The organism is Streptomyces sp. NPDC047515 (genome assembly GCF_040643055.1).
In the GTDB taxonomy this organism is placed as follows: Bacteria; Actinomycetota; Actinomycetes; order Streptomycetales; family Streptomycetaceae; genus Streptomyces.
On the sequence record NZ_JBEYTM010000043.1, the window covers coordinates 1 to 15,140 of the forward strand.

Genomic DNA, 15,140 nt, shown 5'->3' on the forward strand with positions numbered 1-15,140 from the left:
TTCCGTCGGGATGACAGCCGGGGTGGTTCCGGTGGCGGCTTCCGCCGCGACGACCGGGACCGGGATCGTGGGCCGCGTCGTGATGACGACCGCGGTGGATTCCGCGGACCGCGCCGCGACGACGACAGCCGTGGTGGGCGTCCCGGGGGTGGCTTCGAGCGGCGCGACGACCGGCCGCGCGGGCCGCGCCGTGATGACGACAGCCGTGGTGGCGGGTACCGGCGTGACGACAGCCGTGGCGGGGGCTATCGCGGCCAGCGGGACGATCGTGGTGGCCGGGGCGGTTACCGCGGGCGTGACGACCGTGGTGGGTACGAGCGGCGCGACGACCGGGACCGTGAGCCCATCAAGCGGCTTCCGATTCCGGAGGACGTCACCGGCGACGAGATCGACAAGGATGTGCGGCAGGAGCTGATGAGCCTGCCCAAGACCCTGGCCGAGGATGTCGCCAGGAACCTCGTCATGGTGGCCCGCCTGATCGACGAGGACCCCGAGCAGGCGTACGCGTACTCGCGGATCGCGCTGCGGCTGGCCTCGCGGGTTGCGGCCGTGCGTGAGGCTGCCGGGTTCGCCGCGTACGCGACGCAGAAGTACTCGGAGGCACTGGCGGAGTTCCGTGCTGCCAAGCGGATGACCGGTTCCGTGGAGCTGTGGCCTGTCATGGCCGACTGCGAGCGTGGACTCGGGCGCCCCGAGCGGGCGATGGCGATGGCCGGCGAGCCCGAGGTGCAGAAGCTGGACAAGGCCGGTCAGGTCGAGATGCGTCTGGTGGCTGCCGGGGCCCGTCGGGACATGGGGCAGATCGACGCGGCCATCGTCACGCTGCAGAGCTCCGAACTGGCTTCGAACGCCGTGCACCCGTGGACGCCGCGACTGCGCTACGCGTACGCGGACGCGCTGCTGGCGGCGGGGCGCGAGGACGAGGCGCGTGAGTGGTTCGGGAAGGCGCTGGAGGCCGACAAGGACGGCGCCACCGACGCGTCGGACCGGCTCGCCGAGCTGGATGGTGTCGAGTTCGTCGATGCTCTGGATGAGAACGACGAGGGTGAGAACGACGTCGCCCAGTCCTCGGCCGCCGCGGCGGACGACGACCAGGAGAAGGACCAGGGCGGTACGCCCGAGGCGTAAGGCATGAGAAAGGGCGGCACCCCTGCGGGGGTGCCGCCCTTTTGCCGTTGCGGGGGTCAGTCGAGAGCGAGGCTTCGCAGGACCAGCCCGCTGGCCGGCTTGGGGCCGAAGGAAGTCGACTTGCGGGGCATGGTGACACCCTGTCGGGCGAGGTCCCGGACGACTTCCTCGCGCACCGGATGCATCAGGACCGCCGTGGCGTTGTGGCGTTCGGCCTGTTCGACGGCGGCCGCGGTGTCGTGGATGTACGCGATGTCTTCAGGGGCGTCGGGGATCTGCCACACGTGGTCGAGCAGAGCCGCGTGCAGGACCGTCGCGTCGAGGGTCTGCCAGGCGGTCGGACGATCGGCCGGAATCGTACGTGCCAACAGGGCGGCGTCGGGGCGGTCGACGAGGTGGAAGGGGCCGTCGCCCGCGAGCAGGAACGCGTTGCCTTCGACGGCCGCCTCGGCGAGTGCCTCCAGGGCCAGGGGAAGCGGGCCGTCGATGTCGCGGACGCGGAAGAGGCCGTTCAGCGCGGCGAGCGCGTCGGCGACGGGGAGGCGGTGCAGCAGCCGGTGGATGGCGCGGACCCGGAGCGGGTAGCGGGCCGTGTCGACGAGGAGGACCAGGCCGAAGTCCCAGGGGCCGGGAGCGGAGTGCTCCTGTTGCAGCCGGAGATAGGTGGCCCAGCGGTGATGGCCGTCGGCGATCAGGGCCTGGTGGTGGGCCAGATCGGCCTCGATCTCGGCTCGCTCGGCCGGGTCGGTGACGGCCCACAGCCGGTGGCTGTAGCCGTCCTCGGTGGTGGTGGCGAGCAGCGGTGGATGCTCGATGGTCCGCTCGATGACGGCGGTCGCGCCCGAGACTTCCTCGTCGCCGCGGTAGGTGAGCAGCAGCGGTTCGAGATGGGCGGCCGTGGTGCGCATCAAATCGGCCCGGTCCTCGACGACATGGGCCATCACGTCCTCGTGCGGCAGGACGATGCCTTCGGCGGGCGCGGAAAGTGCCAGTGCCCCGACGATGCCGCGTTGCAGGATCTCGGCGTCGCGCTGCTCGTAGACGTACAGCGCGGGCTCGGCATCGGGAGCGAGCACGCCCTCGGCCAGCCAGCGGTCCAGAGTCTCGGCGGCCTGCTTGTGGCGGGCCGCGGCGGTGTCGGCCTGCGGCAGGATCAGGCGGACGATGTTGTGCGGGTCCGCCGACTCCAGGTGATGGAGTCCGTCGGGCCGTACGACGACGTCGTACGGCGGCGAGGTCACGGCTGCGAGACTGCCGACCCGCTCGGGGACGTAACGCAGCCCACGGAACGGGGCCAGACGCAGTCCCTGGCCGGCCGGACCTGATGTGTTCATTTCTGCATCGTATGTGTGCGGCGGGGATGCGCGATGATTCGGGACAGAAGCATGGAATGAGGAGCGCAAAGAATGAGTCAGGTGAGCAGGACCAGGCCGAGCGGCAGCCGCACCGCGTTGAACGAGGCGTACGACACGGCGCTGCTCGATCTCGACGGGGTGGTGTACGCGGGCGGTCATGCGATCGTCCACGCCGTCGACTCGTTGGGAGCGGCGCGGGAGGGCGGGATGCATCTGGCGTACGTGACCAACAACGCCCTGCGGACCCCGGGCGCGGTGGCCGAGCACCTGACCGACCTGGGGGTGCCGGCCGAGCCCGGCGATGTGATCACCTCGGCGCAGGCGGTGGCGCGACTGATGGCGGATCAACTGCCCGCCGGGGCACGCGTGCTGGTAGTGGGTGGCGAGGGGCTGCGCGTCGCACTGCGCGAACGCGGGCTGGTGCCGGTGGAATCGGCGGACGACGAGCCGGCCGCGGTGGCGCAGGGGTACGGCGGGCCCGACATGGCGTGGGGGCGGTTCGCCGAGGCGGCTTACGCGATCGCGCGGGGGGTGCCGTGGTTCGCGTCCAACACGGATCTGACGATTCCGAGTGCCCGGGGGATCGCGCCGGGGAACGGTGCGGCGGTGGAGGTCGTACGGATCGCGACCGGGGCCGAGCCGCAGGTCGCCGGCAAGCCGCTGCCGCCGATGCACCGGGAGACGGTGCTGAGGACCGGGGCCGAGCGTCCGCTGGTGGTCGGGGACCGGCTGGACACGGACATCGAGGGTGCCTTCAACGGCGGTGTGGACTCCCTGCTGGTGCTCACCGGGGTGACGGACGCGGCGCGGCTGCTGGCCGCCGGGCCGAAGCACCGGCCGACGTATGTGGACGCGGACCTGCGCGGGCTGCTGACCGGCCAGCCCGAAGTGACGCGGACGGGGGACGGGTTCGGCTGTGGTGGCTGGACGGCGTCGGTGCGTGGTGACGACCTGGTGATCGAGGGGGACGGGGACGTACTCGACGGCCTGCGGGCACTCTGCGGGGCGGCGTGGTCGTACGCCGGGGACGGCTCGTGCGGGCTGGTCACGGCGAAGGCGGTCGCCGGGCTGGGGCTCTAGGAACGGCTCCCGGCGCTTCGATGACAAAGGAGGGTAGGCTAACCTAACTTTGTTCTGCTCGGTGTGCCGCTGTCCGGACGGCCGACCCGCCCGGCGGGTGGGGCCGGGCTCGGGCCCACCCGCCGCCTGTGGTGAAGGACGGCCCTCGCGCCCGATCACCCCCGACCCCGGGAGTACGACCATGCAGCGCCTCACCGCGGACTCGGTGACCCTCGGCTACGGCCGGCGGGTCATCGCGGAGAATCTCTCCGTCGAGATCCCCGACAACTCGTTCACGGTGATCGTCGGCCCCAACGCCTGTGGCAAGTCAACCCTGTTGCGCGCGCTCGCGCGGATGCTGAAGCCGAGCAGCGGACGGGTGGTCCTGGACGGGCAGGCGATCCACGGGATGCCCGCGAAGAAGGTCGCCAGGACGTTGGGACTGCTGCCGCAGTCCTCCGTCGCGCCGGACGGCATCACCGTCGCCGACCTCGTCGGGCGCGGTCGGTATCCGCATCAGGGGCTGCTGCGTCAGTGGTCGCCGGACGACGAACGGATTGTCGAGGAATCGATGGCGGCGACCGGAGTCGACGCCCTCGCAGATCGCTATGTCGATGAATTGTCCGGCGGGCAGCGGCAGCGTGTCTGGATCGCCATGGCGCTCGCCCAGCAGACGCCGCTCCTGCTGCTCGACGAGCCGACGACGTACCTCGACATCCAGCATCAGATCGATGTCCTCGACCTCTGCGCGGAACTGCACGAGGCGCAGGGGCGCACCCTGGTGGCCGTCCTGCACGATCTCAACCACGCCGCGCGGTACGCCACGCATCTCATCGCGATGCGGGAGGGCGAGGTGATCGCCGAGGGGGCGCCGGGCGAAGTCGTCACCGCGGAGCTGGTGGAGCGGGTCTTCGGGCTGCGCTGCCAGGTCATCGACGATCCGGAGACCGGTACGCCGCTGGTGGTCCCGGCCGCACGCAAGCCGCGGAGCGGCGGGGCGGGCACACGGGGCAAGGCGTCCGCCGGGGCCTCGACGGGAGGCTGATGGAACGAAGGTGACGGAACGAGCCGCCGCGCCACGGGCCGGGGGAGGGGGCCGCGCGGTGGCTACAGCAGCGACCTGAGTCTCAGCAGGTCGCGGAGGCCGGCTTCCAGCCGGACCCGGCCCGTGCCCCATGCCTTGGCGAAATTCAGTTCACCGTCCACCATGGCCACCAGATCGTCGCCGGTCATCGCGAGCCGGATCTCGGCCCTCTCCCGGGGTGGGCCGTCGATCGTGTCCAGGACCTGGATCCGGCCATTGACCAGCCGCCCGGTGAAGGTGATGTCGAGGTCCTTGATGTGGCAGCTCAGTGAGCGGTCGAGGGCGGCCGCGCTGCGCACGTCGCCGTCGGCCCCCGCGAGGTTGCCGGAGAGTTTGTCGAGTGCGCTGCGGCACTCCGCCATGGTCGCCATCGTGACCGACGGTACCGCAGCCCTTCGCGGTAGCGTTTCCCGTATGAGCGACTCGATGCCGGGGCCCGGGGCGGTATATGGAACAGCGCCCGGAGCGACGCCCGGGGAAGCGGCGCAGGGTCCGGCCGACGGCGGCCCGGCCCCGCTTGCCGCACGCCCGTCCGAGCCCGCCGCACCCGCTCCCCTCGGTGTCGGACGCACTCCTACCGGCAACGCCGAGGTCGACGCGCGGCTGGAGCGGCTGGCCGATGCGGACCACCTCCCGGCGGAAGGGCACATCGAGGTGTACGAGGATGTACACCGTGGGCTGCGCGACGCGCTGACCGCGCTGGACGCCGGACCCGCACCCGCACCGATGCCCTCGTACAACCACAGGAGCTGAACCCAACGTGGCAGGAGTGACACGTCGCCGCCTCGACGCCGAGCTGGTACGCCGTGAGCTCGCCCGCTCGCGCGAGCACGCGAGCCAGCTGATCGCCGCGGGGCGGGTGACCGTCGGCGGCAACACCGCGACCAAAGCCGCCACCCAGGTCGAGACCAGCGCCGCCGTCGTCGTGATCAAGGACGACAGCGATCCCGAATACGTCTCGCGCGGCGGACACAAGCTCGCCGGGGCCCTCGCCGCCTTCGTACCCCTCGGGCTGAAGATCGAGGGGCGGCGGGCGCTGGACGCCGGGGCGTCGACCGGTGGCTTCACCGACGTACTGCTGCGGGCCGGCGCCGGTCATGTCGTCGCCGTCGATGTCGGCTACGGACAGCTCGCCTGGTCGCTGCAGTCGGACGAGCGCGTCACCGTCAAGGACCGTACCAACGTGCGTGAGCTGACCCTGGAGGCGATCGACGGGCAGCCGGTGGATCTGGTGGTCGGCGATCTGTCGTTCATCCCGCTGGGGCTGGTCCTGCCCGCCCTGGCCGGCTGCGCGGCCCCCGACGCCGACCTGGTCCTCATGGTCAAGCCGCAGTTCGAGGTCGGCAAGGAGCGGCTCGGCAGCGGCGGTGTGGTGCGCAGCCCCGAACTGCGCGCCGAAGCGGTACGGGAGGTGGCGCGCCGTGCCTGGGCGCTGGGCCTCGGAGTGCGGGGGGTGACGGCGAGCCCGCTGCCGGGGCCCGCCGGAAATGTCGAGTACTTTCTGTGGCTGCGGGCCGGAGCGCCCGAGCTCGACCCGGCGGATGTCGACCGTGCAGTGGCGGAGGGGCCTCGTTGACGACGAATGCGGCACGAACTGTCTTTCTTCTGGCGCACACCGGCCGCCCGGCCGCGATCCGCAGCGCCGAACTCGTCGTACAGGGACTGCTGCGCAGCGGCCTCGGTGTGCGGGTGCTGGCCACCGAGGCGGCCGATCTGCCGCTGCCGTCGTCCGTCGAGACGGTCACGGACACCACGCCCAGGGCCGTGGACGGCTGTGAGCTGCTGATCGTGCTCGGCGGGGACGGGACGCTGCTGCGCGGCGCCGAGTTCTCCCGTGCCTCCGGGGTGCCGATGCTCGGCGTCAACCTCGGCCGGGTCGGCTTCCTCGCCGAGGCCGAGCGGGACGACCTGGACAAGGTCGTCGACCGGGTCGTCACCCGGGCGTACCAGGTCGAGGAACGCATGACGCTCGATGTCGTCGTGCACAGCAACGGCGACGTCGTCCACACCGACTGGGCGCTCAACGAAGCGGCCGTGCAGAAGGTGTCGCCCGAGCGGATGCTGGAGGTCGTCCTGGAGATCGACGGCCGACCGGTGACCGGGTTCGGCTGCGACGGGATCGTCTGCGCGACGCCGACCGGATCGACCGCCTACGCCTTCTCGGCGGGCGGTCCCGTCGTCTGGCCCGAGGTCGAGGCGCTGCTGATGGTGCCGATCAGCGCCCACGCGCTGTTCGCCAAGCCGCTGGTGACCTCGCCGGACTCGGTGCTCGCCGTCGAGGTCCAGCAGCACACCCCGCACGGGGTGCTGTGGTGCGACGGGCGCAGGACCGTGGAGCTGCCCTCGGGGGCGCGGGTCGAGGTACGGCGTGGTGCGGTGCCCGTGCGGCTGGCGCGGCTGCACCACGCCTCGTTCACGGACCGGCTGGTGGCGAAGTTCGCGCTGCCCGTCTCGGGGTGGCGGGGCGCGCCGCACTGACCGGCGGACATGCCTGCGCCGGCGGTGCGAATGCTTCAGGAGCACACGGGAGAGTGAACCCCTGGGGGCGGGGTCCGTCGCACATCGGGGCCCGGACCTCGTAAGGTCATGTCCGTGTTGGAGGAGATGCGGATACGGTCGCTCGGAGTCATCGACGACGCGGTGGTCGAGCTGTCACCCGGTTTCACCGCGGTGACGGGCGAGACCGGCGCGGGCAAGACCATGGTCGTCACCAGCCTGGGGCTGCTGCTCGGCGGGCGTGCCGACCCCGCCCTCGTACGGATCGGGGCCAAGGCCGCCGTCGTCGAGGGGCGGATCACGGTGTCCGAGGGCGAGGCCGTGGCCCTGCGGGCCGAGGAGGCCGGGGCCGAATTCGACGACGGCGCGCTGTTGATCAGCCGCACCGTCTCCGCGGAGGGGCGCTCCCGGGCGCATCTCGGCGGGAGATCGGTGCCGGTGGGGGTGCTCGCCGAGCTGGCCGACGAACTCGTCGCCGTGCACGGCCAGACCGACCAGCAGGGGCTGCTCAAGCCCGCGCGGCAGCGACAGGCCCTGGACCGGTACGCGGGCGACGGCGTCGCCGTGCCGCACGCAAAGTACGCGACGGCGTACCAGCGGCTGCGGGCCGTCGTCACGGAGCTCGACGAGCTGACGACGCGCGCCCGTGAACGTGCCCAGGAAGCGGATCTGCTGCGTTTCGGGCTGGGCGAGATCGCCGGGGTCGAACCGTTGGCGGGCGAGGACGGCGAGCTGGCCGCCGAGGCCGAACGGCTCGGCCACGCCGAAGCCCTCGCCTCCGCGGCGGCCCTCGCGCACACCGCGCTCGCGGGCAATCCGGAGGACCCGGAGGGCGTCGACGCGACGACCGTGGTCGCGGCCGCCGGGCGGTCCCTGGACGCCGTGCGGGCCCACGATCCGGCGCTGGCCGCGCTCGCCGACCGGATCGGCGAGATCTCGATCCTGCTCGCCGACGTGGCGGGCGAACTGGCCGGGTACGCCGACCAGCTGGACGCCGATCCGCTGCGGCTCGCCGCGGTGGAGGAGCGGCGCGCCGCGCTCACGGGGCTCACCCGCAAGTACGGCGAGGACATCACCGCCGTGCTCGCCTGGGCCCGGGAAGGGGCCGCCCGGCTCACCGAACTGGAGGGCGACGACGACCGCATCGGCGAACTGACGGCGGAGCGCGACGCGCTGCGGGCCGAACTCTCGGGCCTCGGACAGGCGTTGACCGACGCGCGTACGGGGGCGGCAGAGCGCTTCGCCGAGGCGGTCACTGCGGAGCTGGCCTCCCTCGCGATGCCGCACGCCCGGGTCTCCTTCGACATCCGGCAGACCGAGGCGGCCGACGAGGCCTCCGGCATCGAGGTCGGTGGGCGGAGCGTGGTCTACGGCCCGTCCGGCGCCGACGAGGTCGAGCTCCTGCTGGCCCCGCACCCGGGAGCCCAGCCGCGGCCGATCGCCAAGGGCGCGTCGGGCGGCGAGCTGTCCCGGGTGATGCTCGCCGTCGAGGTGGTCTTCGCCGGCTCCGACCCCGTCCCCACGTACCTCTTCGACGAGGTGGACGCGGGCGTCGGCGGCAAGGCCGCCGTGGAGGTCGGGCGGCGGCTGGCGAAGCTCGCCAGGTCCGCTCAGGTCGTCGTCGTCACGCACCTGCCGCAGGTGGCGGCCTTCGCCGACCGGCAACTGCTGGTCGAGAAGACCGTCGACGGGGCGGTGACCAGCAGTGGGGTCACGGTCCTGGAGGGCGAGGACCGGGTACGGGAGCTGTCCCGGATGCTCGCCGGGCAGGAGGACTCGCAGACGGCGCGGGCCCATGCGGAGGAGCTGCTGGCGGCGGCGCGGGCGGACGGGTAGCGGGGGGCTTCGCGGCCGGTCGCCGGGCGTCCTCGCCTTTGGCGGGCGCCCGGCGGTGCGCGTACCGGACGGCCGCCGGACGGCCCCGGCGGGCCGCTGCGTAGCCTGGCCCGCATGGGAACAGCATGCAGCAGGGCCGTGGTGTCCGGTGCGGTCGCCGCCGCCGTCGCGGGGGGCGTCTACCGGGTGCTGCGGGCCCGGCCGCGCGGGCGCTGGCAGCGCACCAACTACGCGGGCCGTACCGCCGACCTGTACGCGGGCCCGGCCGTCGCGCTCGGAGCCGTGGCCGGAACCGCCGCCCTTCCGCTGTCTGCCCGCACCAAGTACGCCGCCGCGCTCGCCGTGCTCGCGGCCGGCGGCTGCGGCGCCTACGACGACCTCGCCGGTGCGGACGATCCGCGCCGCGGGTTCCGGGCCCACCTGGGGGCGCTGCGGGGCGGCGAGGTGACCAGCGGCGCGGTGAAACTTCTCGGGATCGGGACCGCCGGGCTCGCGGCCGGCGCGCTGCTCAAGGAGCGTCCCGTCGACCGGATCCTCGCCGGGGTCGTGATCGCCGCAACCGCGCACCTCGTCAATCTGACGGATGTACGGCCCGCCGCTGCCGCCGCCACCGTGCTCGCACTCGGGGCCCCGGGGCTGCCGGGGCCCGCGCTCGCCGCCGCGCCGATGGGCGCCGCGGCGGCCCTCGTCGCCGACGACCTGGGGGAGCGCACCATGATCGGGGACACCGGGGCCCATGCCCTGGGCGCCGCGCTCGGCGTCGCCGTCGTCGCGGGCCGCGGCCGGGCCGGTCTCGTCGCTCACACCGTGGGGCTCGTCGTGGCGGCGGTCCACGGGGACCGGGTCAGCCGGCTCGTCCGGATGCTGTGGGACCGCTGACGGAGGAGGCCGGACCACGGACACGTCAACATCACGCCACCTTTTCACCTGTACGAGTGGTAGGTCGCGGCCGGTTGCTGTTGTATGCGGCGGGACCATGGCCCGACCGTGCCGGAACGTGCGTACGGACTGGCATCCTTGGCGTGCCATCACCGCCGACTCGGGAGCCCCGGGAGCCATTCAACGTGTCACAGCTGCGTACGGTCCAAGTCCTGGGCGGCGGCAGCGCGGGCAGCAGTGCCCACGTCAGCTCGCTCGCCGCGGGGCTGGTGGCGAGAGGCGTGCACGTCACCGTCTGCGCCCCGGCCGAACTGGACCACGCCTACGACTTCTCCGGTGCGGGAGCCGACTTCGCCCCCGTACCGCGACGCAGTGACCCCACCGCCGTCGCCGCGCTGCGTACCGCGTGCCTGACCGCGGACGTGGTCCACGCGCACGGTCTGCACGCCGCCGTACGGGCCGCTCTCGCGCTCGGCGGCCGACGCGTCCCGCTGGTCGTCACCTGGCACGCCCGCGCCCACGCCGAAGGCGCCCGCAGCCGACTGCTGCATCTGGTGGAGCGAAGGGCCGCCCGTGCGGCAGCAGTTGTGCTCGGCACGACATCGGACCTGGTCGACCGGGCGCGGCGCCGAGGAGCGCGCGACGCCAGGCTCTCGCCGGTCTCGGCCCCCGTGCCGCAGCTGCCCGCCGTCGTCCACGAGGGCAAGGCGCGGGCCGAACTCGGTGTGATGGAACGACCGTTGATCGTGTCGTACGGAAGTCTCGTGCCGCACCACGGGTACGACACCCTGCTCGACGCCGCACGGATGTGGCGCCGGCTCGACCCCGCGCCGCTGCTGGTCATCGCGGGGGAGGGGCGGGAACGGGCGGCCCTGCAGCGCCGGATCAGGGACGAGGAGCTGCCCGTCCGGCTCATCGGCAGCCGCGACGACATCGCCGAACTGCTCGCCGTAGCCGATCTGGCCGTGCTGTCCAGCCGGTGGGAGGCGCGCTCGGTGCTGGCCCAGGGTGCGCTGAGGCTCGGCGTCCCGCTGGTCGCCACCGCGGTCGGAGGGGTACCCGAACTCGTCGGCGACGGGGCGGAGCTCGTGCCGTGCGGCAACGGCGAGGCGCTCGGGCGGGCGGTCGTCAGGCTGCTCGGTGATCCGGAGCGGTGTGAGCAGTTGGTGGCCGCGGGGCGCGCGCAGGCCGCCGACTGGCCGACGGAGGACGACACGATTACGCAAGTCCTCGCCGTCTACGACGAGTTGACGCAGCCGCTGGCGGTGGCCCGGACGCGGTGAGCGTTCCCCTGCCGCGCTCCGAGGGCCCGGGGCCATGGGGCTGCGACGTGCGGCGGCGGGCCCGGGGCTACGACGTGTGGCGGCGGGCCCGGAGCGCCAGGCTCAGGGCCAGGACCGCCTGGGGGTCGTCGAGGTCGGTGCCGAGCAGCTCGCCGATGCGGGCCAGCCGGTTGTACAACGTCTGCCGGTTCAGATGGAGTTCGCGTGCCGTCTCCGCCTTGCGGCCCGCGTGGGCCAGGTACGTCTCCAGCGTCGGCAGCAGCGGAGGGCGCGAGCTGCGGTCGTGGTCGCGCAGCGGGCCGATCGCCCGGTCCACGAACGCGGCCAGATCCGGATGGTCCCGCAGCCGCCACAGCAGCAGATCGATGTCCAGCCGCCGGGCGTCGTACCAGGGCCGGTCGCTGAGCCCCTGCGCGGCCGTCGCCGTCTCCGCGGCGTGCCGCAGCCCGGCACCGGCCGCGGCCCAGCCGCCGGCCACGCCCACCACCACGACCGGCGGATGCGATCCGGCCCGCTCCAGACCGGCGCGTTCCACACCGGCCCGCAACGCCGCCGCGACCCGGTCCGCGACCGCCGTGCGCTCCGTCTCGGACCGTAGCCCCAGCAACACCGGAACCCGGCCCTCCACGGGCCGCACGCCGAGCAGCACCGGCACGCCCACCGACGAGAGCTCCTCCAGCACCGCCCGCGCCAGCAGCGCCCAGTTCCCCGACACGGACAGCTCGGGGGCCAGCCGCATCACCACCGGCAGCAGCGGCGTCCCGCCCGGTTTGAAGCCCAGCACGCGGGCCTGCGCCGGGGCGTCCTCCGGAGTGATCCGGCCCTCCGCGAGATCCGACAGGAAGTCGCCCCGGCCACGCGCCGCGAGCTCCTCCTCCTGACGGGCCTGCATCAGCACGACGGCGAGGATCCCCGCCGCCCGTTCCGCCGCCATCCGGTGCACCGTCACCAGCGGTGCGGACACGGCCAGCAGCACCAGCCTGGCCCGTACCGAGCCGGTTCCCGGGCCGCCGCCCGGCACATCCACCAGCACCGAACCCGTGGGCGGCGTCTCGCGGGCCGCCCGGCCGCCGCGCATCCCGTCCCACACCTGGAGCGGATCGGCGGACACCGGGCCGGACCCGGGGCCGGCCGCGTACAGCAGTTGGCCGTCCGCCGTCTCCAGGAAGACCGGGTTGGCCGCGAAGTCCGCCAGGATGCCCAGCACCTGGGGCACCCCGCCACCGCCGAGGAGCGCCTCCGTACACCTGCGGTGCACGTCCTCGGCCTGCCGCAGCAGGGCGTAGTGACCGTTGACGATCTCGGTGTGTATCTCCTCGGTCACCGTCACGAACGGCACCTCGCGGTGCAGCTGCACCAGCGGCAGACCGGCCGCGCGGGCGGCGTCCACGATCGATGCGGGCAGCCTGCTGAAGCGCGGACCGAGCTCCACCACCAGGGCGGCGATCCCGCGGTCGGCGAGCCTGCGGACGAAGGCGCGCTGCTCGGCGGGGCGGGTACCGAGCCCCAGTCCGGTGGTGAGCAGCAGTTCACCGCCCTTGAGCAGCGAAGCGATGTTCGGGACCTCGCCCGCGTGCACCCAGCGCACCGTACGGTTCAGCCGGTCCGCACCGGCCACCACCTCCGGGAGCCCGCTGCGCAGCCCCGGCAGCTCAAGGGCTCGCTGCACGGTGATTCCGCCTTGCGTCTCCACTGGCTCTGGCCTCGCGTTTCCATTCGGGTCGGACGGGGGGTCGCCCTGATTCAGGAAGGTACCGGCCTCGGGCGCGGGAGGCGCGGTCGGGGAGGTGCCGAGGCAGTCCGCCGACCGGGAGCGGCGGTCCTGATCTGCCACTTTCGACCTGTCCGGGGACATGGAACCACGGTTGACACGGGTCGGGGCCGCTGCGATCTTGTGACCGCCGCGCGGTTCGGGCCGCATGGCTCTCCCGAGCGGACCTGGACCTGGAGCAGACGTGGACGACGACGTATCGGCGTACGCAAGCCGGGTGGACCTTCCTGGCCCGCTGGTCGGGGCCGACTGGCTCGCGCCGCGGCTGGGCGAGCCCGGACTGGTGGTCCTGGACGCCTCCGTGGGCGCGCACCGGGGCTCCGGGCGGCGGATCCCGGGAGCGCGGCCCTTCGACATCGACGGGGCACTGTCCGACCACTCCGGACCACTGCCCCACACGATGCCCGACGCCCGCCGGTTCACCGAGGAACTGCGCTCCCTCGGCGTCCACGACACCGACACCGTCGTCGTCTACGACGGCGCGGGCATCTACTCCAGCCCGCGTGCCTGGTGGATGCTGCGCGCGATGGGTTTCGACCGGGCCGCGGTGCTCGACGGCGGCCTGCCCGCCTGGACGGACGCCGGGCTGCCGCTGGAGAACGGCCGGCCCGCGCCTGCCGCGGAGCGCGGCGACTTCACGGCCCGGCCGCGCGCCGGACTGATCGTGGGCAGCGACGAGGTGGTGGCGGCCCTGGCCGACCCCGCGGCGGCGGTCTTCGACGCCCGCTCCGGGGAGCGGTATTCCGGCGTGGTCGCCGAGCCGCGGCCGGGACTGCGCGCCGGTCATATGCCGGGGGCGGTCAATCTGCCCTTCGGCGAGCTCCAGCGCGACGGCCGGATGCGCCCGGCGGAGGAGCTGCGGGCCGTGTTCGCCGCCCTCGCCGGGGACCGGCAACGGCTGATCTTCAGCTGCGGATCGGGCGTCACCGCCTGCGTGCTGACGCTCGGGGCGGAGCTGGCCGGGTACCGCGAGCCTGCCGTGTACGACGGGTCCTGGAGCGAATGGGGACTGCCTTCGAAGCTGCCCGTCGTGACCGGCGCGGGCAGCGCCGGGCAGCCGCACTGACAGGGCTCACCGGAGACCCCTACGGGCGCACCCGGAACCGGAGCGGGGCAGGTCCTGCCGGCGAACGGAGGCGAACGCAAGGGGGCGGACACCGCTCGCGCGATGCCCGCCCCCTTCCCGAGGTGTAGGTTTCCGACACCTGACGCTCCGTTAGGTCCTCTGACCTGGGGTTTTATGATCCATTTCTACCGTTGTGCCGGTGGCTTCGTCCCGTGGCGCTGTCGTTTTCCTCAGAGCAAAGGGGCTCGGCGAAGTTAGTGGGGGTCGGGCCGGCACAGCGCTCCACTTGGCCATTCGGAGACATGGCCGTCCCGGTCGGCCCCACGGCCGGGTCAGCCCGGCTTGACCGCCAGCGTCGCAAAATAGTTCGACATGTATTGAGCGGATGCGTTGGATTGGTGCGGCGCTTCCGCGAAGCCGGTGAGGACGAACCCCGCGGCGAGTTGCCCGCCGATCTGGTCGGTGAGGGTGTGGCTGTATTCAAGAGCGGCATCCGCGCCGAACTTCGTGGCGCGTTCCTCGGCGGAGTACTGCGTGACATCGCTGTAGGGCAGCTTGTGCACGACGATCAGCTCGCCGCGCTCGTCGAGCGCCTCGTGGTCGAACAAGTACACATCAGGGTTGAGGAAGCCCACGAGCAGAGTTCCGCCCGGTCGCAGGACGCGGAAGCACTCACGCCACACCAGTGCCAAGTCTGGTACGAATAGGTTGGAGACCGGATGGAATACGATGTCGAATGTCGCGTCGCCGAAGGCGCTGAGGTCGCGCATGTCGCCTTGGACGGTGCGCAGCTCGAGTCCGTCGCGCGCCGCCACCATCTGGTCCTGGCCGAGCTGGCGGGGTGAGTTGTCGAACACGGTGACCCTCGCCCCTGCAGCGGCGAGGATCGGACCCTGCTGGCCACCGCCGGAGGCCAGGCACAACACGTCCTTGCCGGTCAGGTCCGTCGGCAGCCAGGAGCGGTCGACTGGCTCACGCCCGATGAGAACAATCGACCAGTCGCCCATGCGGGCGCGCTCGACATCCTCAGCACTCACCGGCCTCGACCACTCGTTGCCCTCTTGGACATACCTGTCCCAGGCTGCCCGATTGTGGGCAACGGGGTCGACAACAATGTCCTGCACGTTTAACTCCCTGCTACAGCCAAGCGGACACCTGCGGTGCTGACGGTTCGGTGCCGCTA

At 72.8% G+C, this 15,140-nt stretch carries 14 protein-coding genes; 10 read left to right on the top strand and 4 right to left on the bottom strand.

Annotated features, from left to right (window positions below; translation table 11 throughout):
- Positions 1–414: 414 nt before the first annotated feature.
- Complete coding sequence (locus ABZ826_RS28350) at positions 415–1,128, top strand: tetratricopeptide repeat protein (RefSeq protein ID WP_361454351.1); 714 nt, start codon at positions 415–417, stop codon at positions 1,126–1,128.
- A 56-nt stretch (positions 1,129–1,184) separates the two neighbouring features.
- On the opposite strand, the gene ABZ826_RS28355 is transcribed toward ABZ826_RS28350, so the two are convergent.
- Positions 1,185–2,462: a DUF1015 domain-containing protein gene (locus ABZ826_RS28355; RefSeq protein ID WP_361454192.1), complete on the bottom strand. Its 1,278-nt coding sequence runs from the start codon at positions 2,460–2,462 to the stop codon at positions 1,185–1,187.
- A 72-nt stretch (positions 2,463–2,534) separates the two neighbouring features.
- Between ABZ826_RS28355 and ABZ826_RS28360 the strand changes: the two genes are divergently transcribed.
- The gene (locus tag ABZ826_RS28360) at positions 2,535–3,563 is read left to right on the top strand and encodes an HAD hydrolase-like protein (RefSeq protein WP_361454195.1); all 1,029 of its coding nucleotides are present in this window, start codon (positions 2,535–2,537) and stop codon (positions 3,561–3,563) included.
- Between the two features lie 181 nt (positions 3,564–3,744).
- Positions 3,745–4,587 (top strand): ABC transporter ATP-binding protein, encoded by an 843-nt coding sequence (locus ABZ826_RS28365; protein ID WP_361454198.1) that lies wholly within the window; start codon positions 3,745–3,747, stop codon positions 4,585–4,587.
- Positions 4,588–4,649: 62 nt separating this feature from the next.
- Here the strand turns inward: ABZ826_RS28365 and ABZ826_RS28370 are convergent, their stop codons facing one another.
- Complete coding sequence (locus ABZ826_RS28370; RefSeq protein ID WP_361454201.1) at positions 4,650–4,997, bottom strand: SCP2 sterol-binding domain-containing protein; 348 nt, start codon at positions 4,995–4,997, stop codon at positions 4,650–4,652.
- Positions 4,998–5,040: 43 nt separating this feature from the next.
- Here ABZ826_RS28370 and ABZ826_RS28375 point away from each other — a divergent pair, with 43 nt between their 5' ends.
- From ABZ826_RS28375 to ABZ826_RS28400, 6 genes are all read left to right on the top strand, one after another.
- On the top strand, positions 5,041–5,379 hold the full coding sequence (locus ABZ826_RS28375) for a hypothetical protein (RefSeq protein WP_361454204.1): 339 nt from the start codon (positions 5,041–5,043) through the stop codon (positions 5,377–5,379).
- 7 nt (positions 5,380–5,386) lie between these two features.
- Positions 5,387–6,202 (top strand): TlyA family RNA methyltransferase, encoded by an 816-nt coding sequence (locus tag ABZ826_RS28380; protein ID WP_361454207.1) that lies wholly within the window; start codon positions 5,387–5,389, stop codon positions 6,200–6,202.
- Positions 6,199–7,104 carry an NAD kinase gene (locus ABZ826_RS28385; protein ID WP_361454210.1) on the top strand — a complete coding sequence of 302 codons (906 nt, stop codon included), beginning with the start codon at positions 6,199–6,201 and terminating at the stop codon, positions 7,102–7,104. Before ABZ826_RS28380 ends, ABZ826_RS28385 begins: the two co-directional genes overlap by 4 nt.
- Before the next feature lie 108 nt (positions 7,105–7,212).
- Positions 7,213–8,958 carry a DNA repair protein RecN gene (gene recN, locus ABZ826_RS28390; protein WP_361454213.1) on the top strand — a complete coding sequence of 582 codons (1,746 nt, stop codon included), beginning with the start codon at positions 7,213–7,215 and terminating at the stop codon, positions 8,956–8,958.
- A 114-nt stretch (positions 8,959–9,072) separates the two neighbouring features.
- On the top strand, positions 9,073–9,837 hold the full coding sequence (locus ABZ826_RS28395; protein WP_361454216.1) for a hypothetical protein: 765 nt from the start codon (positions 9,073–9,075) through the stop codon (positions 9,835–9,837).
- A 185-nt stretch (positions 9,838–10,022) separates the two neighbouring features.
- Positions 10,023–11,120 carry a glycosyltransferase family 4 protein gene (locus ABZ826_RS28400; RefSeq protein WP_361454219.1) on the top strand — a complete coding sequence of 366 codons (1,098 nt, stop codon included), beginning with the start codon at positions 10,023–10,025 and terminating at the stop codon, positions 11,118–11,120.
- Between the two features lie 67 nt (positions 11,121–11,187).
- On the opposite strand, the gene ABZ826_RS28405 is transcribed toward ABZ826_RS28400, so the two are convergent.
- Positions 11,188–12,813, bottom strand: coding sequence for a PucR family transcriptional regulator (locus ABZ826_RS28405; RefSeq protein WP_361454222.1), 1,626 nt, complete (start codon positions 12,811–12,813; stop codon positions 11,188–11,190).
- Positions 12,814–13,075: 262 nt separating this feature from the next.
- Between ABZ826_RS28405 and ABZ826_RS28410 the strand changes: the two genes are divergently transcribed.
- A complete protein-coding gene (locus ABZ826_RS28410) occupies positions 13,076–13,957 on the top strand; it encodes a sulfurtransferase (protein ID WP_361454225.1) in 882 nt (293 codons plus the stop codon).
- Positions 13,958–14,289: 332 nt separating this feature from the next.
- Here ABZ826_RS28410 and ABZ826_RS28415 read toward each other — a convergent pair whose 3' ends face one another.
- Entirely contained in the window at positions 14,290–15,081 is a 792-nt protein-coding gene (locus tag ABZ826_RS28415; RefSeq protein WP_361454228.1) for a class I SAM-dependent methyltransferase, read from the bottom strand.
- Between the last annotated feature and the right edge of the window lie 59 nt (positions 15,082–15,140).